Genomic DNA, 26,622 nt, shown 5'->3' on the forward strand with positions numbered 1-26,622 from the left:
CGAGCGGGAGCGAACCGCAACGCGAGCTGAGCGAGCAACAAATCGTTATTGACATCGTCACATATGACGGTACTATTTCCGTCACACTGTTCGTCACACGTTGACAAGGGCAACCCATGGCAAAGAAGCAATCCGCAATGACTCCCCCCAAACCAGCGAGTAGCCCAGAAGCAAGCGGCAAGGCTCGCGTGGAACTCCGATTCGACGCCGACGTCCTCGAAAAGATCAGGAAACTGTCAGAAGACGCTCAAATCAGTGTGAATCAACTGATGCACGGATTGGCCCGTTGGGCCACAGAAAATGTTCATCCTGGCGAACCCTACTTCATTCCAGGCAATAAGTTTGTCCAAGTCAAACGGCAACCTGGTGTTGTCTGGGCAGGCAAAGATAACTTCTTGCCGTCTGAAGAGGAGAAGCAGGAATACCTCGCGATGACAAACGGAGAATCGAGCCTAGAAGACAAAGAAGGGGAAGTTTACTTCATTCTCGATTTCACAGAGCGTCGAGTGGTTCGCGAGGATTTTTAAGCCTTACTGCGTTCAAAAGCCTTGGTCTTCATCACAACACTTTTTGGAGCATTTAGCGTCATGGATGACGAAACTGAATTTGAGAATGATTCTCTGACGATGGCAGCAGGTGCGGCCTCAAGTAACACGCACCTGCAAACTAGCCAACCTGTTGAATCCATATCAGGAATTGTCGCTATCGATTGGTGGGAAGTTGGAGCCTGTGCCCTTTGGAGCACGAGTTCAAAGTCAGCCTGCGGAAAGTTTTTTCCGAAGCTGGAGGAACTGAGAGCCGCATCTCAAGACACCAAGCAACCTCAGTTCATCCAGATTGGCAATAACGTCTGGCAAGTGATGGCCAAAGGGCGGGGCGGTGGCAAAGGAGCCTACTATCGTTACCAGCTGAGCTGTGAAGGAATTTCTGTCGCCCTGGGTGCCCAAGGCGGACAGTCACGACTTTTTTCCAATTTTGCTTACACAATACCTGGCGAGGCATGCCTGCTTCTGGGTGTTCCTGAATCCGAAAAACGAATCCAAGATGTTCTGACATATTTCGGTGGAACATTCACCGATCGATGGATCCGAAGAATCGATCTGTGCCTCGATACACTGTATCCAGATCTCTGCCTGACCTTCTGCAAACTCCTTTTAAGTGGATACTATGTTGGATCAACTCGCGACTACGCTCTTTATCGATCCGCGGGCAACACTTCTGGATTTGGAACCACTTCATCCAGTGGCATTCAGATTCGTGTTTATGACAAACTCACAGAGTTATCGAAGAAATCCGAAGCGTATCAACTCGAGATGTATGCCAATCGCTGGGGCGGTGAGATTCCCTCCAGTGCTACGAGGATTGAGTACCAAATCAGAAAGGAATACCTCGCCCTATTCGGCATCAAGACACTGGACGAAGCCGTCAAACGACTGCCAGACATCATTCGCCGAGTGACTCAGTTTGAACCAAATCCTCACTTTGGATTCACAACTTCGGTTCCTGATCGGGCCAATAATCATCAATCACGTGCCACCATTCACCCTTTGTGGGCGGCCGTTATCCACAAATTTCAACAATTTGCAGGGACTTCCCAAACCCCTCTCAAGCGAGTCGACCGAGGAAATCTCAATAATCGCAGAGCTCATCAAATGATCTCCGGCTTCCTAACAACTTCAGCAGCCAAAAGCGGCTACCCAATCAAGAATCTAAGCGATGCTCAGAATTGGTTGAAGGAACTCTCTGAACGGAACAACTTCACCGATACCGATTGGAAACTCAAAGGCGAAATGAAAGCGAAGTCGGAGAATCAATCCATGGATTCTCACCGTTACCAGTCAAACTGGGAAGTCGATCGGGAGGATGTCGATGGACCACGATAATTATTCCAATCTCAAGCTCATCACCGCAGAAGAACTGGCTAATATGCTGGCGATTTCACAGCGGACTCTCAGGAGACTTGTCTCTGAGGGAAAAGTTCTTCCAGCCATTCGTATCGGGAAATCAGTCCGTTGGATTCTTCGAGATGTTCTCGCCTGGGTGGAGCAGGGCTGCCCCAATCGAAGATCATCCAATCCCATGAAGTGAGTCGAGCATGGCCAGTCTCTTCAAACCCACATATACCCGAAAGAATCCGAAAACTGGCGAGCGTGAACTCGTCAAATCCAAGAAGTGGTACGGGCAATATCAGGATGCCCATGGGCAGCGTGTTCGCGTGCCGTTGTCGACCGACAAAGCCGCCGCGAATGCCATGCTCAATGAGCGTGTCAAACGGGTTCAAAGAGGCGAAGCAGGGCTCTGTGACCCATTTGAAGATTCCCGGCGACTACCGATCATCGAGCACCTCGAAGCCTTCATTCAATCACTCGAAGTGAAGCGTGTTTCCTCGAAACATCTGGAAGTCTCGCGAGCACGTCTCACCAAGATCTTCACCGAATGCAAATTCCACTCCTGGGATGACCTGAGCCACGGGAAATTCAATCACTGGCTGCTGGAGCTGCGCAAAAGGGGAGTGTCTGCCCGCACTGGTAACTACTATCTCCAAGTCTTGCGGCAGTTCTGCAACTGGATAAAACGCGATGGCCGCGCCCCTTCCAATCCGTTCGAGTTCGCCGAACCAGTTCGCGTGCTCGATGGCGAGACAACTCGGCCTCGTCGCTCAGCAACTCCTGGTGAGATCGAGCGACTGATCACAGCCACCCGCACTGGCAAAGACTTCGGCGTTCCTGCGGAAGATCGTGCGATGCTTTACCTGGTGGCCTATGCGACTGGTTTACGAGCTTCTGAGCTCGCCAGTCTGACTTGCCACAGCTTCGACCTAGGCAACTCTTCTCCATCTGTCACAGTCGAAGCCGGTTATTCAAAGCGACGACGAAGGGATGTCTTGCCGCTCCCATCGTTCGCCGTTGAAAAACTCATGGGTTGGCTGGCCGTCAAACGATCTGTGAACCCTGCAATAAAACTTTGGCCTGGGCGATGGCCGAACAAAGCCGCATTGATGCTTTCGCGTGACCTCGAAGCAGCCGGCATCGACGCTAAAGATTCGCAAGGGGCGGTACTCGACTTCCATTCTCTCCGGCATACGTTCATTACCCAACTGGTCGCCGGTGGAGTGAAACCGAAGGTGGTGCAGAAATTGGCCCGTCATTCGACAATCCGCCTCACGATGGATCGTTACGCCCACCTGGACAATTCAGAGATTCAGGAAGCAGTTACCAGTCTTCCAGTTCCTCAATCTCCAGCGACTGCTCGCGCCCAGGAAGACAAATTTCTTGTACCGCCGCTTGTACCAAATCTTGCACAAACACCTGTCCCAGCCTGTCCTGTGGTGTCCGCGGGTGGCAGTGGAGTGTTGGAAGCACCCCGGAAATGCGAAACGCCTAACTCCTCTGTGAATGAGAAGTTAGGCGCTGATTGTCCGCCGGTGGCCACGATTGGCCGCAAAAGGCGCCGCCCGGATTCGAACCGGGGATGGTGGATTTGCAATCCACTGCCTTAGCCACTTGGCTACGGCGCCGTTGTCTGGCAATTACTGGACTCGATCGCTTTGACGCTCTCGATCCTCAATCGACCATGGCAGGATCTGATATCGGAACTCCGTAAGTGATTTGTTGAGCAAAAGCTGGCAACTTTACCCAACACGCAAAATTTGCGGATTCGTCACATTTCCCACTCCCGAAATGTAGGTTTTCGAGTCCCACGGGTCAAGCAAGTCAGCCCTTCGCCTTTCGGCAAAGTTGACCGCCTGCCAGAAAAGCGAGAGTGTCGTTTCTTTGGAAACAGGATGCGGGCACTGGAGGTTTCGTCGCCGCTGGAATAACTTCTGAGTAATGGCGAAATGTCTGGGGCCCTCGATCAGCGATGGCCGGTTCTTGCCATGCTCAGAAATAACCAAGGTGATTTCATGTCGACAGCACATGCCACTGCTTCCAGCGAACAGGAATTGATTTCGATTGCCCAGGAGGCGGTCAGTCAATGCAACTGGACCGTGGGGGAATGTGCTGCCCAGTGGACTGTCAAATTCGCCAAAGGTCGAACTGACGCCGACTTCGCCAATCTGGTTCATTTAAGTCCTGATCAGGTTTATCAGCGTCGTCGCGTCTGGGAAACTTTTGGGGATGTCCGTGGTCAGTACCCGCACCTGAAATGGTCTCATTTTTACTCGGCTGTGGCATGGGATGATGCGGCGGAATGCCTGCAATGGGCTGATGAAATTCAGGCCACAGTCGCGGAAATGAAAGCCTGGAGAAGGGCCCAAAGGGGTGAAGACCTGAGCCTTCCTGCGGATGATGAACCTTACATGCTGCTGGCAGGCGAATCTGTGGCTGTCCGCATGCCAATCGATGGAGAAGAGGCACCATTTGATGGCGCTGTCCCTGGCAATGGTTCAGGAGTGCAGACAGATCCAACCGCTTCCAGCTTTGCACGAGAAACTGGGGATTATGCACCCTTCAATGCTGGTGCAGTGACAGTTCCTGATAAAGCGAGTTCCCTCGATGAACGTGTGCCGCCGAGTGCCGAGCAGATTTTCAAACGGTTAACCTCAACCTGCGAGAAATTTTCAGCACTGCTTTCGGATGAGGTGATCAGCGAATTTCAGTACCTCGATGGAAAGTCTCAACGGAGACTCGTGAAAGCTTTCGAGACATTGATGGAGAAGATGCAACCCATCGCTGGTTGAGCATCGATTTCTAACAGGCCATTCCATCGACAAAAGTTGTATCGCGTTGGATTCAACTCCCTTCCCGGTTTGCGATAGCATTCAAGGGCGACTGTCCTAATAATGAATAGAACTGTCGCTTATCGGCTCACAGTCGCATTTGACACTTTGTGATTGATTGAGATGGGCTGCCAAACCCAGAGGATGCCAGCCGTGGCTTTTGATGATGATTTCAGACAACGGTTTTCTCCTCAGAACGGTACCGGTGTCAGTAACTGGCTGGTGGCTCTGTTGCTCTTTTCTGGTGGCCTGTGGGCGTTAAGTTCTGCTGGAATCTGGCCTTTCAGTCGCAATTGGGTCAATGCCGTTTCCCGCCCGATCACTCCTCGCGGTGATTTGTCTGACGATGAAAAGACCACCATCGAGATCTTTCGTGAATCTCTTCCCAGTGTGGTTTACATCAGCAGTCTGACAGTGAATCGAGCCCAGGCGAGTCCCAATCCTGTGCAGATTACGCGTGGTACCGGAAGTGGATTCGTCTGGGATCATCAGGGGCATGTCGTCACGAATTATCACCTCATCCGCAATGCACAATCTGCTACGGTAATTCTCGCTGATAACTCAGAATGGGATGCGGCACTCGTGGGTTATGAACCGGATCGAGATCTGGCGGTCCTGAGGATCAAGGCACCTGCCAGCCGTCTGCGTCCAATTCCTGTGGGAACATCTGATGATCTCCAGGTGGGTCAAAAGGTTTTCGCGATCGGTAATCCCTTTGGCTTCGATCACACGTTGACGACCGGTGTCATCAGTGGATTGGGCCGCGATGTGCCCGGGGCGACGGGAGAGACGATTCGCGGCATGATTCAGACCGATGCAGCCATCAACCCGGGAAATTCAGGTGGGCCACTGCTGGATAGTGCCGGGCGATTGATCGGTGTGAACACAACCATTCTCAGCAACTCAGGTGGCTCGGCGGGCATCGGGTTTGCCATACCTGTCGATACAGTGAATGCCTATGTTCCAGAACTGATCAAGCATGGCTGGAACGAACGCCCCGAGTTGGGGATCATTTTCATGTACGATACCTTTGCTCGGCGTCTCGGAGTTACCTCGGGTGCACTGGTGAAACATGTCATCGAAAACAGTGCAGCAGCACGAGCAGGGATTCGCCCAATGTGGAGCGATGAGGATGGCGATCTCATTCTTGGCGACATTATTGTCCAGATGGATGACTTCCCAATCACTGGAGAAATGGATGTCTTTCGAACTATGGAACGGTTTAAGATCAATCAGGTCATTCAGGTGAAAGTGATTCGAGACGGTGATTTGAAGAGCATCTCCCTCAAACTCGATAATCCGTAGACATAATCTATGGAAAGTCACAAGGTGCAACTGAGCAAACTTAACGGCGCCAGTGCTGAATGAGATCGATGACATCATCGTGCTCAACAACGTCATTGCACATCAGCAGATCGGCGATATCGCCAATGGCTGTCCAGTGGTGGTCTTCCCTCAAGAATCGATGGAGTCTCGCACATCGATCTTCGAGAAACTCGATCTGTTTGCGAAGATCGGGCATGAGCCTTTCGGCCATTTGCAGAGCATTTCGCCAGTCGGGCTGCCATTGCGGTACATGCGCGGGGTGAGTCTCATCTCCGCTGTAGATTGTTTCTGCCATCGGCCCTGCCAAGGCAACTTCGCATAAGATCAGGGGAAAATCGCTGCGCTCCCGGATCGATTTTCGCCAGGCAATCGTGGTATCACCAAATCGACGTGGACCTTCGTCTTCTTCCGGTTCCAGACTGGCAAGCTTCAATCTTCCGCCATGCAGGATCCCTACAAAGATATGACCCGCCTCGTGATAGGCCGTCAACTCCCGCTCGCTATCACTCGACAAAGCCATCTTGTGAATCACCCTTGAGTGAATCGCTCCACGAGAGCACATCGTCCTGGCGAAACCAGAAGCAATCACTGGACAATCGGCGAGCCAGTTCGTCGCACTGATTCGAAGACACAGTCCTACGAAAACCCGTCATTTCGAAAGATAGTGTTTCCAACCCTGTTTTAGCGTGCGTATTCAATGACTCGTGTCTCACGCAGGACAGTGACTTTGACTTCCCCAGGGTAGGTGAGAGATTGTTCAATGGCTGTTGCCAGATCGCGGCACAAACGGGCCGCTTCGCGATCATTCACATCCTGCGGATTCACAATGACGCGGATTTCCCGGCCCGCCTGAACTGCATAAGCCTGTTCGACACCTGGAAATCCACAGGCAATCGATTCCAGTTCTTCCAGACGTTTGACGTATCGCTCAAGCGACTCGCGGCGTGCACCAGGTCGAGAAGCCGAACAGGCATCGGCAGCCGCCACCAGAACTGTGTAGATGTAATCAGGACGAATATCGTCGTGATGGCCGCGTGCGGCATGGATCACCTCGGGACGTTCGCCATACCGCTTGAGCAATTCGGCACCCACAGCCGGGTGACCACCTTCCATTTCATGGTCGGCGGCCTTTCCAATATCATGCAGGAAGCCGCAGCGGCGGGCGAGATTGCCGTCCAGCCCCAGTTGCTCTGCCATCATGCCTGTGAGTGCAGAAACTTCAATCGAATGCCGCAGTACGTTCTGGCTGTAGCTGGTACGGAAGTGAAGTCGCCCCATGAGTGCGAGCAGTTTCTCGTGGAGGTTAGGAATCGTGGCTTCCTGTGCAGCCTCAGCTCCCTGGCGAAGAATATATTCTTCCATTTCCTTCTGAGTTTCGAGCACGATTTCGTCGATGCGCGTGGGGTGCATGCGACCATCTTGAATCAGTTTAATCAGTGCGAGCTTGGCTGTTTCCCGGCGAACACTGTCAAAAGCTGAAACAACGACCACACCCGGTGTGTCATCAACAATCACATCGACTCCGGTGGCCTTCTCAAAGGCGCGAATATTGCGGCCTTCGCGACCAATGATTCGCCCCTTCATTTCATCATTCGGGATGTCAATTGTGGAAACCGTTGATTCGGAAGTATGGGCTGAGGCGTACCTCTGAATGGCCATACCAATGATCTCCCGAGCCTGCTTTTCGCTCTGGGCTTTCACTTCGGCCTCGTGTTTCATTACGAGAGCGCCAGTTTCGTTCTTGAGTTCACGTTCGAGCTGATCCAGGAGCATTCGGACGGCAGATTCGCGATCCAGGCCGCTGATCTTGTAGAGTTGTTCCTGCTCCTGCTTGAGAATTTTTTCGACTTCTCGATCACGAGCTTCCACCACTTTGGCGCGTTCTGCCAACTTGGTTTGAGTGGTCTCCAGCATTCTTTCTCGCTTGGCGAACTCGTCCTGGCGCTCGCGAATCGTGGCTTCTTTTTTATCCAAAGCCCGCTCCAGCTGTCGAAGTTCATCTCGCTGTGCTGAAAGCTCACGGTCAAGTTCTTCTCGACGCTTAAGAAGTTCTTCTTTGGCAGAGAGCTCGGCAGCTTTTCGCAAGTTCTCGGCGTCACGCTCGGCCTGAGCGACGATCTCTGCACGGGTTTTGAACGCAGTACCACGAACAACTCGTTCAGCGAAGTATCCCGCTGCTGCTCCGAGTAGCAACCCGAGAATGCCTGCAATGACTATTTCCACTTGGCAGCCCTTAAATTTTGTCGGCTGACAAATGAATTCTTGAATGAAAAAGGCGGAGAAACGAATCAGATCTGTCTGAAGGGAACCAAAGACAATCAATCACCACTCATTGGAGCTTCAACAGTCATTGATGATTTTCGACGATATAGGAACCAGCTGATCATTTCACAAACACAGTTTTTACAACGAGTTCATCAATCCGATCTGCCTGAGTCGGGAATACCAACTCTTACAATGAGACTTCCATAACCGAACAGAAATCTGGAACTGCTTACCAAATCAAACTGTGTGCCTTCTTCAAGCATTCACAACGATGACAGTCAATTTCCAAAATGATCCATCTTTTCGGCAGGTTGTTCTCGGCGTAAGTCAGATCTGAGCCATGATTTGCCAGCGGACTTCGAAATAACTGGTAGAAGTGCGTCGAGAAACTGCCATACGGTGTTCTTCTCAATGAGTGGAGGCTGATCACCTGAAACTGTAACTGGAGTTTCAAATACGATTCCCCACAACACACTCAAATCACGCCAGATATGGCCCCTTCAATCGTCAAAAATTTTCCGAGATTCGTTTACTGCCCCCACTGCATTCAACAATCCATCTGCAATCGCTTTATCTGGTTGATGACTGCTTGCGAACACACGTTGCAAGCATTTACAAATCAAACACTTACATTGGTTACTGAGGATTTCAGAAAACCACCGTAAGCCTTATAGTAACAGGTCGGCACGACGAATCAAATCGCCGTAGCGATCAACAGTTTCAACATTCTCAAGCCCCGTCAGGCTCTTCCCACGTCTGGAGCCGGGCACTGGCGATGCTTAATGAATCCATCCGCCCACATGTCTGATGATTCCACCGGCACAGCCGCGCGCCTTGTCGTGGCCGCAATTTGTGACTGGTGGGTAAAGTCTTGTGTCTCTTCAAAACGAGAATCTTCTCGTCTGGTGATGGCTGTCTCGGGAGGAATCGACAGCCTGGCTTTATTGCACGGATTCCTGTGGGTTTCGCAGCTCGATGAGTGGCGACGGGATCACGGTTTCCCAGAAAAATCGGACTGGCTGATTGCTCATTTCAATCATCAGGTGAGAGGGAAAGCATCTGACGAGGACGCAGAGTGGGTGAAGCAACTGGCTGTTCAGGAGCAACTGCATGTACGGATCGGTGATCGGCAGAGCGAAGCGGGGCAGGGGGCTGGTGAAATCGATCATGCTTCGATTTCTGAAGAAGCACTCCGCCGATCTCGTTACGACTTCTTGAGACGAGTCGCTGGGGAACATCAGGCAAAATGTATTGTTCTAGCCCATCATGCCGATGACCAAGCCGAAACCGTACTGCATCACCTGCTCAGAGGGAGCAGTTTCAGTGGACTGGCAGGTATGCGGAGATCGCAGCCCTTTAAGCCATCGCTGACACTGGAACGACCACTATTGAGCTTGAACAAATCAACCCTTCGCCAATTTCTCGTGGAGATCGGACAAGATTGGCGGGAGGACGGCACCAATAACGAAACCGTCTGGACACGAAACGCCTTGAGGCAACTGGTGCTTCCTGCGCTGGACGATGCTCTGATCAAAATGGGAATCCAGCGGACATCAGCGCAAAGTCTTCTTCAACTGGCAAAGCACAGCCAGGAAGTGGAAACGCTTCTGCAGAACCTGGCAGACGAACTCTTAAAGGAGAGTGTGCTTGAAGGCAGCCTGGGGAAATTTCAGGTTGCACCGTGGGGAAAACGACAACCAATCATCCAGCGAGAAGCGTTTAAGCAGATCTGGATTAGAAATCAGTGGCCAAGAAAAGGTCTGGCAGCCAGACATCTGGAACGCCTCTGTGAGTTTCTGGGAGAGTACAAGCAACCTTTATCAGGAGACTTTCCGGGGGGGATCCGTATGACACGCCGACGCGATTGGTTTTCTTTGACGCCGATCCATTGGGAAGAAACCGCCCGATGACAATTCGTTACCAGACCTGTTTGATTCCCAGTTTCCTGACATTCCGGCGAAACTGTGTCATGAAATGATTGACATCCACGATCTCAACATGGAAAACATGCACGAACGTCGATACGATGCGGCGAAAATCTCCATCGAACGGTGGTGATGACTGCTCGTCTCGAATCAGCGTGTTGGAAAGCCTGCCTTACGAGCCGGTATTAGCTTCTGATCTTGTGAATGACGGACAATTCAGTCCTTTCTTGTCTCCTGTTGCCGAGCCTTTCAAGAGGAACATCCGTAATGACTTCTGCGACGATGACCGCAGGTGCTGCGCCGAATGCTCACCGCCTGCTCTGGGCTGGATTCACAGCAATTCTTGCCGCCGGTGTGGGGTTCGCAATTCGTGGAGGGATTCTCGATAACTGGGGCAGGGAATTTGGCTTTACCAATGCTCAGCTTGGTGTGATTGGTGGTGCGGGATTTACCGGGTTCTGTTTCGGCATCATTATCGGTGGCGTGATCGCAGATAAGATTGGCTATGGCAAACTCGTCGTAGCCGCCTTTGCGTTTCATGTGCTGTCAGCTTTCGTCACATTTGCAGCAGTCACTCCCACGGGAGACGCAGCCGCCATTGCAGCTGGCCAGGCAACCGCCTTTAACTTCCTGTTCTGGGGAACGTTCATCTTTGCGATTGCCAACGGAACGCTGGAAGCCGTCGCTAACCCCCTGGTGGCTACAGTCTTTCCAAATGACCGCACGCATTATCTCAATATTCTGCATGCAAGCTGGCCTGCCGGGATGATCATTGGAGCGGCTGCCGGTTGGGTGCTGGACGATATGTTCAACGTCCCCTGGAAGTATCAATTAGCTTTGTTCCTGTTACCCACAGTGGTCTATGGGCTGATGTTTCTGGGACAGGCCATGCCGAAAAGCGAAGCTTCCAAGCAAGGACTCTCATTGGGTGAAATGCTCAAGGATGTGGGTCTTCTCGGTGGACTCGTGGTCTGCTATCTGCTTTCGCTCTTCTTTGGGGATGTTCTCAAGCCCTTGTTTGCCGAAGGCTCGCCGATGGCAGGTTATGTGGGATACGGCATCGGTGGAGCACTCCTGATTGCGGTCGGCGTGATTACGAAATTCAGCCTTGGGTCATTCCTGCTCTTTGTACTGTTTGTCACTCACGCTCTGGTTGGTGCCGTGGAACTTGGTACCGATGGCTGGATTCAGAACATTACGGGAAACATCCTCACCTCCCAGGAAGGAAAGATTCTCTTCGTGTTTACATCCGCTGTGATGTTTGCTTTGCGATTCTGTGCTCACTTTATTGAGAAGCAGATGGGCCTTTCACCTGTGGGAATTCTCCTCGTCTGCTCGATCCTGGCTTTCATCGGTTTGAATCTGACCAGTCGAGTCGATTCATTCACCATGGCTCTGCTGGCACTGACAGTTTACGGGTTTGGCAAAACATTCTTCTGGCCCACAATGCTCGCTGTGACCAGTGACCGCTTCCCACGAACGGGTGCTGTTGCCATCAGTATCATGGGTGGTATCGGGATGCTGTCCGCCGGTCTGATGGGATCGCAAGGTCTGGGCTATGCTAAAGATCGATTTGCAGGTGAAGCCTTGAAAGCCGAAAAACCAGCTCTGTTTGAAGAATACAAAGCCTCCAAAGAGAGCACGTTCCTCTTCTTCCCGGCAGCCAAGGGGATTGATGGCCAGAAACTGGGAGCAATCCAGGAAAAGAAACCTGATCAGAGAACTGAAGACGACAAAATCGTGGTGGCAGCCAGCATTTCTGGTGATCGAAAGACTCTCGTGGCAGATTCAGCGATCCCGGCGACCATGGCAGCGATCTATCTCTGCCTGATGATCTACTTCAAGAGCATTGGTGGTTATCGCCCACTGACTCTCAAGGATCTCTCATCCAAAGACAATGTGCATACCGGCACAGATCTTGGCACTGCTGAGAGTTAATCGCGCCAATACTCGACCCGTGGCGTCTGGATTCGTTTTCCAGACGCCTTGGGATTTGAGAACTGAGCCACTCAACGGTCTCCACATACTGAGTTCGATATGTGGAGGCCGTTTTGTTTTGTGCTCCAACAATGGCCACGCGGGCATGGCTGATCTCAGGGCCGAGAGCTGATCACAGGGCCAAAATGAGTGGAATGCTGTTGGATTCTTCCACAGCGCACAGCTCAATAATTGGATAGCCGCCAGGAGACCCCAAAATGAAGAAAGGGCGAAGCCAATTCTGGCATCACCCTGAAGTTGTCATCATGTGAGCCGGTGACAGCGGCTTATAGCAGACCTTCTACACACCTCGGAACCAAGCGAGCCCACTGAAACAAGCGAGCACAGTGGCAAATGCCAATGGTGCTACTTGGCTTCGGTTCCTTCAACGCGAGCGACAAAGTTCAGCATGGGACTCATGCGGCGAACCTTGGCCACAATGAGTTCCTTGTCGGCGGCTGAGGTCGCAGCTGCGTACTTCTTTTCGAGCTTCTTGATCTTGGCCTTACGCTGGCGACGCTTGGCCAACTCACGGTCACGTTCTGTACGAGGCATCTGAAATCCAGTTCAGGTCAAGTTGAGAAAAACACCAAACAATCCAATGGGAAAGATACTACCGAAGCTTCTTGTGGCAAGTCTTGCAACGAATGGCAAAACCAACCAGCTTGCCGCACTTGGGGCAGCGAATCGACTTCCTCAACTTCACCAATTTTGTTCGTGGTCGGTAGACCATGTTTGCACTCCACCGCAAATATTCAGCGACAACGTTTCCGCATTTGCGAAAAATAGCAGCTAAGTTCACGCAGAACAAGTGAATGCCTATCCCAGAAACACGACGATTTTTACGACAATTCCATTTCGGCGGCGAAAGGAGTCCCGTAACTTCATTTGCGAACCACCCAAATGCCGAAAACTGACCACCAGAAAATATTCATAAGAACACTTATTTTCATGATCAGTTCCACTTTCGCATTCTGAACCACAATTCAAGAAATGTGATCTTCATGCAGACGACCCCCAAAATTCTGATCGCAGGGGGAAGTGTGCGTGCTGCAGCGGACTCGGCTCAGCGTGGCGGGTGGCAAGTTATCGCCTATGACCAGTACGGAGATCTGGATCTTCAAGAATCATCGATCTGGCAGTCACTTCCCGCAGAAACCAAGAATTGGTCTTTTGATCTCGCCCATGTCGAACACGTGCAAGGTTGGACATACACAGGCCCATTTGAGAACTGGCCCGCAGATGCATCGAGATTCTCAGAGCAAGCCGACAAATGCTCGATTCCGCTGCTTGGAGTTTCACCCCGGCTTCTCAAACGGATTCGTGATCCCCGCTTTCTGCAGGAAACGTTTGCCAGTATCGGTGGGAATCCTCTGGCGGTGATCCTTCCCGGCCCAGTCGTACCTTCCGAATTACGACCAGCGACTCAAATCGATCTATCCAAAGTTCAAGAGTTGATTCGTAAACCGCTGCACTCCGGGGGAGGGTTCAATGTTCGCGATGTCTCTCAAGCCGACATCATGGAAGAGAGCTTCCCTCATTCGCTTGATGAGCTTGAATACCTGCAGGAAAAAGTCCATGGGGTTCCGCAAAGCTGCATCTTCATGGCGAGTTCAACCCATGTGGAGAGAATCGGTTGGACTGAAGGTCTGATGGGCACTCCCTGGGGAAAATATGGTTATCGCGGCTCCGTGGGCCCGATCACTGTTCCCCCACCGATCGATGAGCTGGCCTGTTCACTGGCGAACGCGATTGTCAAAGCGACGGGCCTGTCGGGAATTCTGGGAATTGATGGCATTCGCTGCGATGAGTCGTGGCGACCGATCGAAATCAACCCGCGCTACACGGCGAGTTGTGAAATTCTGGAAGGAACAGTCGGCCATCCCGCATCGCTGATGGATCTTCATCTCAGGGCCTGGCAGAGCGAACTGATGCCACCTTGTTTGAGAGATGTGTCCGCAACTTCCAGGAAAAAAACAACAGGTGGGGATCATTCGCAGCGCCCCGACTTCGGTTGCAAGCAGATCGTCTATGCAGGGGAAGCCTTTAATGCGCCGGATTTGCGTGTTCCCTGGTTGAAATCGCATTCTGGCAAATTCCTTCCACAAGCATCACCTCATCAAGTGATTGCCGATATCCCCATGCCTGGAAGTCTCATTTCCAGTGGATACCCGGTTTGCACCCTCTTCGGATGGGGTTCTTCGATTGCCGATGCCCGCCGACAATGCGCAGAGCATTGGTCTCAACTGACGACTCATTTTCCCGAGCTGAAGCTTGCCTGACGACCTCCCTACTTTCAGACGAATTCATACAGCATGAATCTTTAGATCATCAGTCATAAGCCTTACATTCGGCGATACTTCCCGGAATTATCAGGCTTTACACCGAGATTGTTCCAAGAGTGGCCCTTGGACATCTTGTTGATGACCACAATCATAGCGAGACGAATGCTGTTCCATCGAATCCTGATTGATCGCGAGCTTGAACAGCCCCTCCGATTTGTCCGAAATCGATCCCTCCGTGAGTGCGACGTTGTCGCAGTAAAGTCTTCATCGTGCCCACACCTGCCGATCGCATCCATCTGGCCCTCGAAATCCTTGTCGAAGAGTGGACCCCATTCATTCGACAGGAATTGAGCAAGTCGTATGGACATCGAGTCGAAGAAGTCATTCTTGCGCAGATTCGCGGTGATCGAAACATGGCCTCTGCCAGATTTTCCGATCCGCTGTCAGATCCCCATATCTTGCTGAATGTGGTCTGGGAACAGTGGAATCACTGCTTTCGCCATCAGTTGGGAATCTTTGAACGGAGCCTGATCAGCGAACTGCGTGAGTTTCGTAATCAGTTAGCTCATCAGTCGTTTCTCACTGAAGACGATGCCTACCGAGTGCTCGATAGCGTTCAGCGGTTATTGGTGGCGACAGGCCACACCCAGCGGGCGACTCAGTTAGAAGATGAAAAGGTCGATGCACTCCGGCAGAAATTCGGGCATCGCGTCAATCGCGAACTGGCCAGAATTCGGTTCAATCGACGGCGTCTGCTCGACATCGCACTCTACAGTCTCTGCTGCTTTGCATTGGTCACAACGTTGTGGAGCTTTCTGTGGGAGCGTCACTGGCTGGCCACATTACTGCTGATTGCCTTCGTGATCTTTACCTTTGGTTACTTCATCTATCAGCGTCTGAGTGCTGCAATTCCGGTCTTTGGCGTCCATGAATGTGCTCATTGCCGCAGGGTCATCTACACAGAATCTTGCCCGTACTGTGAACAATCGCCTGCACATCGGCATAGACGAGCTCAAATTCTCGATCCTCGGGAAGAGGCTGATGCGACGCTCGCTCACGAGACACTGGAAATGATTGACCAGAGTGCAAATCCTCTGGAACTGATTTCCAAAGTTCCGCGCTGATCGTTCGCTCATCCACAGTGCGAGTAAGAGTTACTGCGCACTCTGAATATCGGGACGCAACTTCTTGGCTTCTCCCAGGTAGACATGCACAATTTCACTGGGTGCCTTACTTGAGTTCACATGCAATAACACACGAATACAACGTGGCAACGCCTGGGGAACTGCGATCTCTGATGCGCACAGGAGTGGCACTTGCCTCATCCCGAGAGCGCGAGCCGCCTCGGCCGGAAATGTCGAGGTGAGATCGGGGGTTGTCGTGAAGATCGCTGAAACGATTTCGTCGAAATCGACGATTTCATTCTGCTGAAGCAGTTCTGCCAGGAGTTCTCGAGTCGCAGCCAGAAGCAGTTCAGGATTATCGCAATCCACACAGGTTGCACCACGAATTCCTCTGACGGACATCTCAGCCCACTCCCTCTCGAACTCGCTTGAACATTCGATCCGCAGACATTCAATCAATCGTTGCAGATCGTAACGATTGACCATCCTGCCCGACAGCCACCCACAGGCTTGTTCAGCAATTCTTGCCGCAGCCAGCATGACAACCTTGTTCAACTTGTCATTGCCAAACTTTTTCTTACGATTTTGTCATCTTTCTAACGCCGATCAACGTATCTACAGTCGTAACAGTAACCCGTACACAGATTCAAACATCGAAAGGTGTCGATCGATGCCGTCCTCGACTGTTGCTACCAGGGAAATGGCTGAGCTTCTTGGAGTCCTGTCGCATCCCTGCCGCGTCCAGATTGTGGAAGAATTGCGCGACAGTGAACGTAATGTCAATGCTCTTCAAGAGTTGCTAGGAATCAGCCACTCCGGTGTTTCACAACACCTGGCACTCTTAAGAACGCGCAAATTGCTCAAAGAACGCCGTTCAGGCAGGCATGTTTATTACCGGCTGGCAAATCCCCGGCTCGCCGAGTGGCTGAGAATGGGAAATGTGTTCCTCGATCAACCCACACCCGATCAAATAGAGAACTCCGGGACAAGTAGCAATGCATCCACAAATGCCAGTTCGTCGATGAGTTGGGAGGCACACGTTCTGCATCAGAAGGTCGTCCCTCAGCCGGAGCCATCACGATCTAATGGAATGTCAGGCGATCGCTTGCCGGAACAGACTTCACTCGGTGAACATCGCAATTTCAATCCAACAGATTATTCAGAAACGGTTGTGGTCGACAAACCGATGGATCTGTCAGACTCCTCCACGACCCAGCCGACATAATTTGCATCAAAATTGAATCTCCTGGAGAGCATTGGTTGTGAGCAGATTATCATCTTCGACATCGAGAGCTGAGCCGGGGGAACTCCGCCACGCGGAGACTGATCGAAACGACTACGGAGATGAAACCGAGTGCTTCTCATCCGGAACGAGTCAGGGTGCGGCTTTAGCCGGCGCACTGGTCGAATTCGGTAGACTCACCGAAAATCCGTGGGAACCTCTGATCGTTCAACGTGAACTCGAAGCAGCCGCCCGGTGCTGGCAGGGTGACTTCGACAGTAAGTGGTGGAAGTGGGCCATCGAAGTTGCCAGGTCTCATGGTTTGGCCATCCGGCTCATGGATCTGACGATCAGTGAAGTTCATGCACTTGCGAAACATGGTGGTATCGCCCTTTGTCGCACTGAACCAATTCCAACTGTGCCAATTCCAAACGCCTCAGCTCCATCTTCGAAAGCCGCACCAGAACTGGCTGAGAGGCTGTTCGTCGTCTCGGGACGAAAAAAAACGCTGGCCATGGAGTTTGCTAATGATCTTTACGGCAAAGATCTGCCCTGGCTCAATTTCGTCCAGAGTTTTCCACAGGTTGCTGTGCGCTGTGTCGTTTTTGAGCCCAATATCGATGGGTTGGGTGCCGGCCACGAGCACCACCAGCCTCCCTGGAAACGTCTGCTGCGCATGATCGCGCCAGAAAAAAATGAAATCTGGACGATTTTCCTGATGGCATGTGCGGCTGGCCTGTTATCAGTCTCGGCTCCATTGGCGGCTCAACAACTCGTCCGCGCGGTGACTTTTGGTGGTGTCTTCCAGCCAATTATCGTTCTGAGCATTATCCTTTTGGGGCTGTTAAGTCTGCTCGGCGCCTTCCAGATTCTGAAGATCTACATCTCAGAAGTGATCCAGCGCCGCCTGTTCACGCGCATTACTGCGGATCTGGCATGGCGGCTTCCTCGTGTCAAAGAATCGGAATGGATGCATCATGACGGACAGGAACTCGTCAATCGGTTTCTGGAAGTGGTGACACTTCAGAAAGTCATCAGCAGCCTGCTGGTGGATGGATTAGCGATCATTCTGGCGACAATTGTCGGTATGACATTGATGGCGTTCTATCATCCGTTTCTTCTCGGTTATGACCTTGTCCTGATTGTGCTGTTGTCGATCATCATTTTGACAATGGGGCGCGGAGGGGTGCGAACTTCCATCGAAGAATCCAACAATAAATACATGGCACTAGCCTGGTTCGAAGAACTGGTTCGCGTCCCCGCAATCTTCCGTACTCCTGATGGTGCTGCTCTGGCTTGGCAACGAAGCGATGCGCTATGCACACGTTATCTCAATGCGAGGCAAAGTCACTTTACGATTGTTCTCAGGCAATACATTGCTCTAGCGATACTCCAGGCTGTGGCAGCAACCGCCCTGCTGGGTCTGGGTGGTTATCTCGTACTTCGAGAACAATTGACACTCGGCCAACTGGTTGCTGCCGAACTGATCGTCGCCACTATTGTGGGTTCGTTTCTGAAACTGGGCAAGCACCTTGAAGAGTGGTTCGATCTCATGGCAGCGGTGAATAAACTGGGCCATCTGTTCGACCTGCCTGTGACCCAGCAAAGAGGGGTCTTGTTGCCCGAATCACGCAAACCGATCGCTCTCGATATGCGAAATGTTTCGTGGGGCCATTCGCCCGGTGTCGGTCATTGGATGACTCCCCATTTGACATGTGCTGTGACTCCGGGTTCATCGCTGGCCATTCTGGATAATCAGCCGGAGCATCGGTCAAAAATTCTCTCGGCCCTGGCAGGTGAGGCCTACGAATTCGAGGGAATCATCGAGCTCGATGGTTTACCACTGAATGATCTTCGTAAAGATCTTGTCAGATCACAGGTGGCTTTCGTCCAGATGCCTGAGATTCTGTCTGCTTCCATTGCCACCAACGTCCATTTGCATCGACCCGACGTCAGTGATCAGACCGTCAAGCGACGACTCGAAGATGTCGCACTCATGGCTCGAATTGAAACCTTACACGGTGGTATCCATACCGAACTATCGGCCAAAGGCGACCCGCTTTCTTCAACAGAGCAGATGCAACTGATGCTCGCACGAGCCATGGCAGGCTCTCCGCGTCTGCTTCTGATTGACGGATGGCTGGATGGCTTGCCCGACCACTTGCGGCAGCGTTTACTGGGCGTCCTCTTTGCGCCAGACAGAACGTGGACCACGATCATCGCCACCTCCCGGCCCGATATTGCCGCGCTGTGCGACCAGACCATCGAGATGGACAGTGCCGAATCTCGACCTTTGGAAGCACCTCGTCAACCATCCTTACCTGCGACCTAGAATGCCAGATCGAGCTTCATTTCCAGATAAGAAGTTCCAGATGTCCTGACTGAATAACGGACCAGACCTGCATCACGAACATCATCCACGATTCGCTCGGAAGGAGTGAAACATGGCTTCCACACAAATCAGTACCACACCCCAAGGCACAATTGTGCCCGCTGGTGGGCATCATGATCAGCATGACACTACCCTGGGGCTATGGAACGTCGGCGAAACGTGGCAAGCCCAGAACTTTCCGGCACTCCAACTGGCCCAGCCGATCAGTACGATTCGCTGGATCTCGACAGCACTATTGTGGGCGTTGCCCATCAGTCTGATTGTCATGATGTTCGCCCCCTGGCAGCAATCCGTTGTCGGTTCCGGGCGAGTGATCACTTATGATCCCAATCATCGCCTGCAGGAAATCGATGCTCCCATCGGAGGTCGCATCACGAATATTCGTGCCGAGCTGGTGGAAGGGGCGATCGTCAAAAAAGGCGAAGTCCTCATGGATATTGAGGTCATCGACTCGGCTTTGATTTTTCGCCTCGAAGAACAGTTCATGGCCACTCAGCGTAAACTCGAGACCGAAAAGACCATTGCCATTGCCTACGAACAACAGGTTCAAGCGTTTGAAGCCATTCGCAACCAGACGGAACTTGCCCAGGATGAATTCATTAAAATGGCTGGGCAGAAGTTGCTTGCTGAGCAGCAGAACCTGAAAGCAGCGACCGCCGCCTATGAGCAGGCCGAGAAGGATCGCATTCGACGCATTCAGCTCTTTGAACAGAAGGTGGAATCTCGATACGAAGTCGAAATTGCTGAGCGAAAAGCTCAAGAGGAACAGGCGAAACTGGCACAGGCCAATGCTTATGTTGAAGCAGCGAAGAGCGAGCTGTCGGCTAAAGAGGCCGAGCGACTTTACAAGATTCGTGAGGCGATCACCAAGATTGACTCAGCACGGGCCGTTTATCAGAAGTCGTTGGGAGATATCGCCAGTACCGAGAAGGAGATCGCCGATATCCAAGCTAAACAAAAGTTGCAAGTACAGTCGGTGGTAGCCCCGATTGATGGGTATGTCCTGCGACTGACAAACTTTCAGGGAGGAAAAATTATTTCGGCAGGCACGCCGCTTTTGGAACTCGTTCCATTAACAGCAGATCGCGCTGTCGAGATCAAGGTCGATGGAAACGATGCACCGCTGGTCGCCTCACTTTCTAAAGATGGCCAGCATCGCAAAGTCAGACTGCAATTTGAAGGCTGGCCTGCGGTTCAATTTTCCGGCTGGCCTTCAGTCGCAGTCGGTACCTTCGGTGGTGTTGTCGCTGTCGTCGATTCGATGGATGATGGAATTGGTAAATTTCGAGTGCTGGTATTGCCTGATCCGGATGAAACAAGGCCGTGGCCCACAGCCAATGTCTTGAGGCAAGGGATTCGGGCCAGAGCCTGGGTGTTGCTGGATCGGGTCACGATCGGGCAGGAACTCTGGAGACAACTCAACGGATTCCCACCCGCTATTCAACTGGATGATTATAAGAGTTCAACGGACGACAAACTTCTTCGAGGGAAAAAATGACGCGATCCGGACAAGCATGGATGCTTGTTGGTTGCCTGGTGATAGCCGGATGCTCAACCGCTCGTACAAGTGTGGTTCGCTCCATCTCACCAGCATCGTCGTCGGTCGAGAAATCGACCGTCGCCAATCACAAGATCTCCGAAGAAAACACCACCGGCAAAGAGACCAGTTCTCGATACACAACCAACAAAACTGCCTTCCCACCTGAAATTCCAGAAGATCCGGTGCCTGCGGAAGAGACCTCATCCACGATTCAACTTGCCAATTCTGAAGTGCTGGATGCAGAACCTGCAGGTGCAACGGCTGCTGAGCAGACCGCTGCTTTACAGGGAGCATCGTCCCCACCAGGTCAAGTCAGCACACCTCCCGCCGGTGGAGGCGATGAGTTTATGGAGGGATCCTTGCTCCCCGGAAAGATCCGCCAGGAGATTCCTCCCAGCCCCGGGAATGCCGATGAGATTCCTATCGTAGGTGATGAGCGAGTCAGTCCACCCCTGGTACTCAACAGTGTCATCGACTCGGTCTACATGTCGTTTCCTCTTTTAAGGAATGCACTTTATGGCCGCAATATTGCCAATGGAGCCAATCTCGCTGCCCAGGGAGCTTTCGACCTCAAGCTGAATGCTGATTTGAATAACCAGCCCCTGGGTTACTACCAGACGTATCGGAATGGTGTCGATATTGCCCAGCCCGTGCTCCAGAATGGTGGAGAAGTGATTGCCGGGTATCGCGCGGGTCGTGGTAACTTTGAACCATGGTACGGAAATCGCGAAACCAACGATGGGGGCGAGTTCATGGCTGGCCTGGCGATCCCACTTTTGCAGAACCGTGCGATTGATAAACGCCGCGCTGAACTCTGGATTACTCAGGTTGGTCAATCAAAAGTCGAACCAGAGATTAAAACCCAGCTCCTGCAATTTATTCGTGATAGTACAATTGCCTATTGGGAATGGGTGGCCGCAGGGCAGGGGCTGCGAGTGGCTCGTGAGCTGCAGGCACTGGCACTGGATCGAGATCAACAGATCCGCGCGACAGTCCAGGAAGGTGATCGTCCCGAATCAGACATTATTGATAACCAGCGTTTAATTGTTGCCAGACAGGTCAAGCTGATTGAAGCGGAACAAAAGCTTCAAAGCTCGGCCGTCAAGCTCTCACTCTATTTGAGAGATGCTGCTGGCAATCCCTTTATCCCTTCCAACAGCATGCTGCCTGCGAGGTTTCCAACTCCGATGCTGGTGACACCCGAGGTACTGGAAGCCGATATTGCCTTCGCTACCTCTCGCCGGCCGGAATTGCTGGCACTCGATTTCGACCGTCAGCAATTGTCTATCGAGTTATTAAAGGCACAGAACGAACTGTTACCCACATTGGGTGCCCATGTCCTGGCCAAAAAAGATGTCGGCGGGCCAACCAGCTCGATCAATGATAAAGGTCCCTTCCAGGGAGAAGCCGGCTTGCAGTTTACCGTTCCTCTGCAACGTCGAAACGCCAACGGCAAAATCATGATGGTCGAAGGGAAGCTGGCTCAGAATATGGCCAAACGCCAATTCACGGCTGATAAAATTTCCGTCGAAGTTCGCACTGCCGTCATTGCCCTGGAAAATGCCTATCGTGCCATTGGTCAGGCCAGTGCTTCTGTCCGTCTCAACGAAGAGATGCAACGATTTGAAACCATTCGATTAAATGAGGGCGCGAGCGATCTCTTGAGATTGAACCTGCGCGAGCAGGCCACCTTTGATGCTCGTGTTCAGGAAGTTCTCGCCCTGCTAGGTTACTTCGCCGCAGAGGCTGACTATAAGGCCGCAACTGCGGCTGAACTCCCCGAAGAAATCCTGGTTCCCGCCAACTAATGAGTCAACAAAGCCCCCCATAGTCGAATTAAAAGGTTCCCGATTTGATGGCAGGGGGATTTTGCGAACCTGCCGCGCCACCTGCCTCTGGAACATCTAAACCGGCTCCTTTAAGCAGTGCCGCCGCATGAGTGGCCAACTGTGTTTCAGGATAATCAGTGACCATCTTTGATAATTGTTCACCCAGCTTTTCCTTAAGCTGGGGCTTGGCATTGGCCAGCTGTCGCTCAATATTCTGAATCTGCTTAAGCGCAGCCAGCCCAGATTTCACCTGGGGATCTTTCGGCAGATCTTTCTTTAACTTGGCAGCACCATCTGAAAGCGGGTAGCCCTTAAAAGTATCGTTCAATTTGAGCAGTAGCTCATAAGCCTTGAACTTGTTGCCCGCTTCGGCGGAAGCCAATGCTTCGTTTTCTAATTCCTGCCGCTCGGCATCGACCACTGCGAGCATTTTTTCTGCCACCGATTTGACCTCAGGGCGATTGGAAAGGGCCGCCTTTTTCAGTGGCTGGGCAACACCGCCGTAAGCACCAAATTCAACCTGTTGCCACAGAGGAATCATTTCCGGTGGGACTTCCGCACGTTCGACTTTCCATGTGGCACCCTGGGCGAGTCCCTTGATGGCATCGCTGTAGTCGTCGTAAGGCAAGCTCTCAATTTTCCCAGCAGCGCTGATTCCGCGAATCTGGCGAATGTTCTGCAGGCTGATTTCTCCCACGGAACTGCTGGCGAATTCTTTTTCAAAGCTGCGATCCGTATCGACGATGATCGGCCAGTTGATTTTTACCTGCTGAGCATATCGCTCGACTTCCGCTCGCTGTGTTCCAGAGTTCACTGCGATGAAGACAACAGGCAGCTTTTCATTCGATTTAGCAGCCGAAAGGATATCGGGCCAGGCGGCCCGACATTTGGGGCAGGTTTCTTCGAAGAACACCAGATAAACTGCTTTCCCACGAAGCTGTTCGTAGCTCAATGGCTGTGAATTGACCCACTGACCCGGATTTTTAGGCAAGGGGGGCTGGGCCAGAGCCTTACGAGAATCAGCCACCAGCAGAACGAATACGAAGGCCAACAGCACACCGGTCCAACCGGCCTTACTGGTCATGTTTTTTGCGATCATCGACGGACTCACTCACACCTGTGGACACGGAAGGACATCAACAGTCGCGTTCTTTGCGGCATCTACAACATACGGACATCTCGCCCGATTCATCGACAGCCATTGATCCAACAACGACCTCTGTATCATTTCGTTGCCCGGTGAACATCGCAAACACAATTCTCAAAAACCATCCATTTCGCAAAGACTCGGCATGTGAGTCACTTGCGGAGATCTCAGGCAGCAGTTGTGATGCTGTTACCGTATCAAGCTGAGAATCCCGGATACTCGTGCTGGTCAGTTCTGGAAAGAATACAGCAGCAAGCTCACGGCACTCAGCATCAGCAGCACTCAAGGAATCAACTCGATGTCGAATGAATACACCCAGCGTCTCAAAACGTTAGGGATCGAACTGCCACAACCACCAGTGGCCATTGCCTCTTACATCCCGGTCACGATCACACACCAGATGGCGATCACCAGCGGTCAGTTACCCATGGCAAATGGCCAGGTGCTGCATACTGGCAAAGTAGGCTCAGAAGTTTCTATCGAAGATGCCGCCAAAGCCGCCCGGCAATGTGCACTGAATGCACTTTCCCACCTGCAAAAAGCACTTAGCTCGATTGATCGCATTGAGCGGATACTGAAAATTGACGGATTTGTGCAATCGGCGCCAGGTTTCAGTTCTCAACCTGCAGTGGTGAATGGTGCTTCCGACCTGATGCTCGAAATCTTTGGAGAAGCCGGCAGACACACCCGAGTCGCTGTCGGAGTGAGCGAACTTCCTTTGAATGCGGCTGTCGAAGTCGCAGTCTGGGTTTCCATCAAGCCAGAGTAACTTCTCGGCGAGTAATAACCGCCAATGAACAACGCGTGTGACTCAACGTCATCCTGAGTCACACGCGTTGGAAATTTATCATCAGCAGTCGAAAGGGGACTGCTCCGCCATGAGGGATATGATTTACTCGTCACCAGCCGACAACCATGGCGCAAGTGGCTCAGTGGCATCCACCACTTCATGCGGCTGAAAGTAGATCGCGATTTCCTTCGCGGCCGCTTCGGGGCCATCACTTCCATGAACAAGGTTCATCTGCCGACTCGTCCCATAATCGCCACGAATGGTTCCCGGGGCGGCATCGCGACCATTGGTCGGGCCCATCATGCCTCGAACAACACTAATCGCTGACTTGCCTTCAAGAACCAAAGCCACTGTCGGGCCAGCAGTAATGAAGCTTTCGAGCATGGGATAAAATGGCTTCTGGACATGTTCGGCATAGTGCCTCTTGGCCAGTTCCGGGGTAACCTGAATCAGCTTCAGAGCTGCAATGCGTAGGCCCTTCTGCTCAAAACGAGTGAGAATCGGCCCTGCAAGGCGTCGGGCAACAGCATCTGGCTTCAGCAGGACAAGAGTACGTTCCGTAGGCATTTCTTTCGAATCCCAAAGACTAAAGAATGTGAGTTAAAGACAAGTCAATTTTTCCAGCAACTATGTGTGAATCGATAGGCCAAACCAGCGTATCGATCGTCAGGTGTTCTCTGCGAGCAGTCATTGTTCCCGCTGCTTCCTGAGCTGGCACTATGCAGAGTCAAGCCTTCATTTTCTCGACCGACAGATCCATCAGGCTGCAAAACTCTTCGAAAAGATACGCACTGTCATGTGGCCCCGCAGCAGCTTCAGGATGATACTGCACACTGAAAGCGGGTTGATCGGTCAGTCGCATCCCCTCGATTGTCTGATCATTCAGATTCCGGTGAGTGACCTCGATATTCGCTGGCAAAGTCAAAGCATCGATCGCAAAACCGTGATTCTGCGAGGTAATCTCGACTTTCGAGTTCCGCAGATTCATCACTGGCTGGTTCGCACCGCGATGACCGAATTTCAGTTTATAGGTTCTCGCTCCAGCAGCCAGCCCGAGGAGTTGATGTCCCAGGCAAATGCCAAAGATGGGGAGTTTACCCAGCAATTCGCGAATTGTCCGAATCGCATAAGTCAGCGGCTCAGGATCACCAGGGCCATTCGACAAGAAGACACCATCCGGCTGCAATGCCAGAATTTCTGCTGCCGTGGAAGTCCCCGGGACAACCGTCACACGACAACCAACCTGGGTCAGATGTCGCAGGATATTCCACTTCATGCCGTAATCAATTGCGACGACGTGATAGCGGGTGGGTTGGGAATCCTGCGGAGCCAACGTCGCGAAATTACCCAGCCTTTCAGTCCAGGCAAAACTCGCAGCGGGCATGACCTCCTGAACAAGATCCTGACCAACAATGCTGGGGGCAGCCTGGGCTTTGGCAATAAGCGACTGTGGATCGAGATCGACAGTCGAAAGCACACCCGTGACTGATCCCTGGCTGCGTAAGCGGCGAACCAGCGAGCGGGTATCGATCCCTTCGAGGCCAATAACTCCGGCTTTGCGGAGATAATCATCCAGAGAAAGCTCTGAACGAAAGTTACTCGGGGCTCGGCACAATTCCCGAACCACAAAAGCTCTCAGACGAGGACCATTGCTTTCCACATCTTCGAAGTTGATGCCGTAGTTCCCGATTAGCGGGTAGGTCATCGTCACGATCTGACCGCAATAGGAGGGGTCCGTCAGAATCTCGCCATAACCTGTCATGCTTGTGTTAAAAACCACTTCGCCAGTGACCTCACCCGAGGCACCGAACGCAGAGCCAAAAAAAACAGATCCGTCTGCCAATGCCAGACAAGCTGAAGACTTAGCCTCTTGGGACATCAGACAGCGCCTCACCTTTCCTGGAAAGCCTTAAAAAATGGCTTTGATCAAGTTCAAGACATCACACAGATTCCAAGCGTTATCAAAGCGTATCGCGATCATGAATGTAAAAAAAGGAACCGCAGTGTTTTCACTACGGTTCCTCTCATTTTGTCGAGCCTTTGAAGTAAGCAAAACCTCAAGTCTCAATGTATCTGACCC

Annotated in this window: 21 protein-coding genes, 1 tRNA gene and 1 pseudogene; 15 read left to right on the forward strand and 8 right to left on the reverse strand. The window is 52.1% G+C overall.

The window, feature by feature from the left end:
- The first annotated feature begins 116 nt into the window (after positions 1 to 116).
- From PLIM_RS10385 to PLIM_RS25015, 4 genes and pseudogenes are all read left to right on the forward strand, one after another.
- On the forward strand, positions 117 to 527 hold the full coding sequence (locus PLIM_RS10385; protein ID WP_013110270.1) for a hypothetical protein: 411 nt from the start codon (positions 117 to 119) through the stop codon (positions 525 to 527).
- A 60-nt stretch (positions 528 to 587) separates the two neighbouring features.
- Complete coding sequence (locus tag PLIM_RS10390) at positions 588 to 1,883, forward strand: hypothetical protein (protein WP_013110271.1); 1,296 nt, start codon at positions 588 to 590, stop codon at positions 1,881 to 1,883.
- Positions 1,870 to 2,088 carry a helix-turn-helix transcriptional regulator gene (locus tag PLIM_RS10395; RefSeq protein WP_013110272.1) on the forward strand — a complete coding sequence of 73 codons (219 nt, stop codon included), beginning with the start codon at positions 1,870 to 1,872 and terminating at the stop codon, positions 2,086 to 2,088. Before PLIM_RS10390 ends, PLIM_RS10395 begins: the two co-directional genes overlap by 14 nt.
- A 163-nt stretch (positions 2,089 to 2,251) precedes the next feature.
- Positions 2,252 to 3,181: pseudogene (locus PLIM_RS25015) on the forward strand (tyrosine-type recombinase/integrase); the annotation flags it as partial.
- Between the two features lie 264 nt (positions 3,182 to 3,445).
- Here the strand turns inward: PLIM_RS25015 and PLIM_RS10400 are convergent.
- A tRNA-Cys gene (locus tag PLIM_RS10400) sits at positions 3,446 to 3,517 on the reverse strand.
- 387 nt (positions 3,518 to 3,904) lie between these two features.
- Between PLIM_RS10400 and PLIM_RS10405 the strand changes: the two genes are divergently transcribed.
- Both PLIM_RS10405 and PLIM_RS10410 read left to right on the forward strand, forming a co-directional pair.
- The gene (locus tag PLIM_RS10405) at positions 3,905 to 4,681 is read left to right on the forward strand and encodes a hypothetical protein (protein ID WP_148227067.1); all 777 of its coding nucleotides are present in this window, start codon (positions 3,905 to 3,907) and stop codon (positions 4,679 to 4,681) included.
- A gap of 183 nt (positions 4,682 to 4,864) precedes the next feature.
- Positions 4,865 to 6,025, forward strand: a complete 1,161-nt coding sequence (locus tag PLIM_RS10410) for a S1C family serine protease (RefSeq protein ID WP_148227068.1) — start codon at positions 4,865 to 4,867, stop codon at positions 6,023 to 6,025.
- A 40-nt stretch (positions 6,026 to 6,065) separates the two neighbouring features.
- Here PLIM_RS10410 and PLIM_RS10415 read toward each other — a convergent pair whose 3' ends face one another.
- Positions 6,066 to 6,566 carry a hypothetical protein gene (locus tag PLIM_RS10415; RefSeq protein ID WP_013110275.1) on the reverse strand — a complete coding sequence of 167 codons (501 nt, stop codon included), beginning with the start codon at positions 6,564 to 6,566 and terminating at the stop codon, positions 6,066 to 6,068.
- 161 nt (positions 6,567 to 6,727) lie between these two features.
- Positions 6,728 to 8,269, reverse strand: a complete 1,542-nt coding sequence (gene rny / locus PLIM_RS10420; RefSeq protein WP_041403481.1) for a ribonuclease Y — start codon at positions 8,267 to 8,269, stop codon at positions 6,728 to 6,730.
- An 842-nt stretch (positions 8,270 to 9,111) separates the two neighbouring features.
- On the opposite strand from rny, the gene tilS reads away from it, so the two are divergent.
- The gene (gene tilS / locus PLIM_RS22785; protein ID WP_196349566.1) at positions 9,112 to 10,221 is read left to right on the forward strand and encodes a tRNA lysidine(34) synthetase TilS; all 1,110 of its coding nucleotides are present in this window, start codon (positions 9,112 to 9,114) and stop codon (positions 10,219 to 10,221) included.
- A gap of 282 nt (positions 10,222 to 10,503) precedes the next feature.
- Positions 10,504 to 12,174, forward strand: coding sequence for an MFS transporter (locus tag PLIM_RS10435; RefSeq protein WP_013110278.1), 1,671 nt, complete (start codon positions 10,504 to 10,506; stop codon positions 12,172 to 12,174).
- Between the two features lie 405 nt (positions 12,175 to 12,579).
- On the opposite strand, the gene PLIM_RS10440 is transcribed toward PLIM_RS10435, so the two are convergent.
- Positions 12,580 to 12,768, reverse strand: a complete 189-nt coding sequence (locus PLIM_RS10440; RefSeq protein WP_013110280.1) for a DUF6800 family protein — start codon at positions 12,766 to 12,768, stop codon at positions 12,580 to 12,582.
- Between the two features lie 449 nt (positions 12,769 to 13,217).
- On the opposite strand from PLIM_RS10440, the gene PLIM_RS10445 reads away from it, so the two are divergent.
- Both PLIM_RS10445 and PLIM_RS10450 read left to right on the forward strand, forming a co-directional pair.
- Positions 13,218 to 14,495, forward strand: a complete 1,278-nt coding sequence (locus tag PLIM_RS10445; RefSeq protein ID WP_013110281.1) for an ATP-grasp domain-containing protein — start codon at positions 13,218 to 13,220, stop codon at positions 14,493 to 14,495.
- A 272-nt stretch (positions 14,496 to 14,767) separates the two neighbouring features.
- Positions 14,768 to 15,622: a Swt1 family HEPN domain-containing protein gene (locus tag PLIM_RS10450; protein WP_041401575.1), complete on the forward strand. Its 855-nt coding sequence runs from the start codon at positions 14,768 to 14,770 to the stop codon at positions 15,620 to 15,622.
- Between the two features lie 30 nt (positions 15,623 to 15,652).
- Here the strand turns inward: PLIM_RS10450 and aroH are convergent, their stop codons facing one another.
- A complete protein-coding gene (gene aroH, locus PLIM_RS10455) occupies positions 15,653 to 16,024 on the reverse strand; it encodes a chorismate mutase (RefSeq protein ID WP_013110283.1) in 372 nt (123 codons plus the stop codon).
- A gap of 76 nt (positions 16,025 to 16,100) precedes the next feature.
- Between aroH and PLIM_RS22790 the strand changes: the two genes are divergently transcribed.
- The 4 genes from PLIM_RS22790 (at position 16,101) to PLIM_RS10475 (ending at position 22,584) form a co-directional block, all read left to right on the forward strand.
- Positions 16,101 to 16,847: an ArsR/SmtB family transcription factor gene (locus PLIM_RS22790; RefSeq protein WP_230849440.1), complete on the forward strand. Its 747-nt coding sequence runs from the start codon at positions 16,101 to 16,103 to the stop codon at positions 16,845 to 16,847.
- Positions 16,848 to 16,884: 37 nt separating this feature from the next.
- Complete coding sequence (locus PLIM_RS10465; RefSeq protein WP_052301555.1) at positions 16,885 to 19,176, forward strand: ATP-binding cassette domain-containing protein; 2,292 nt, start codon at positions 16,885 to 16,887, stop codon at positions 19,174 to 19,176.
- A gap of 112 nt (positions 19,177 to 19,288) precedes the next feature.
- A complete protein-coding gene (locus PLIM_RS10470; protein WP_013110286.1) occupies positions 19,289 to 20,734 on the forward strand; it encodes an HlyD family secretion protein in 1,446 nt (481 codons plus the stop codon).
- Positions 20,731 to 22,584 carry a TolC family protein gene (locus PLIM_RS10475; protein ID WP_013110287.1) on the forward strand — a complete coding sequence of 618 codons (1,854 nt, stop codon included), beginning with the start codon at positions 20,731 to 20,733 and terminating at the stop codon, positions 22,582 to 22,584. Before PLIM_RS10470 ends, PLIM_RS10475 begins: the two co-directional genes overlap by 4 nt.
- A gap of 28 nt (positions 22,585 to 22,612) precedes the next feature.
- Here the strand turns inward: PLIM_RS10475 and PLIM_RS10480 are convergent, their stop codons facing one another.
- The gene (locus PLIM_RS10480) at positions 22,613 to 23,689 is read right to left on the reverse strand and encodes a TlpA family protein disulfide reductase (RefSeq protein WP_196349567.1); all 1,077 of its coding nucleotides are present in this window, start codon (positions 23,687 to 23,689) and stop codon (positions 22,613 to 22,615) included.
- 361 nt (positions 23,690 to 24,050) lie between these two features.
- On the opposite strand from PLIM_RS10480, the gene PLIM_RS10485 reads away from it, so the two are divergent.
- On the forward strand, positions 24,051 to 24,521 hold the full coding sequence (locus PLIM_RS10485; RefSeq protein WP_013110289.1) for a RidA family protein: 471 nt from the start codon (positions 24,051 to 24,053) through the stop codon (positions 24,519 to 24,521).
- Positions 24,522 to 24,644: 123 nt separating this feature from the next.
- On the opposite strand, the gene ndk is transcribed toward PLIM_RS10485, so the two are convergent.
- On the reverse strand, positions 24,645 to 25,109 hold the full coding sequence (gene ndk, locus PLIM_RS10490; RefSeq protein ID WP_013110290.1) for a nucleoside-diphosphate kinase: 465 nt from the start codon (positions 25,107 to 25,109) through the stop codon (positions 24,645 to 24,647).
- Between the two features lie 160 nt (positions 25,110 to 25,269).
- Positions 25,270 to 26,421, reverse strand: coding sequence for a glutamine-hydrolyzing carbamoyl-phosphate synthase small subunit (gene carA / locus PLIM_RS10495; RefSeq protein ID WP_013110291.1), 1,152 nt, complete (start codon positions 26,419 to 26,421; stop codon positions 25,270 to 25,272).
- Positions 26,422 to 26,622: the final 201 nt, after the last annotated feature.

This window comes from Planctopirus limnophila DSM 3776 (assembly GCF_000092105.1).
In the GTDB taxonomy this organism is placed as follows: domain Bacteria; phylum Planctomycetota; class Planctomycetia; order Planctomycetales; family Planctomycetaceae; genus Planctopirus; species Planctopirus limnophila.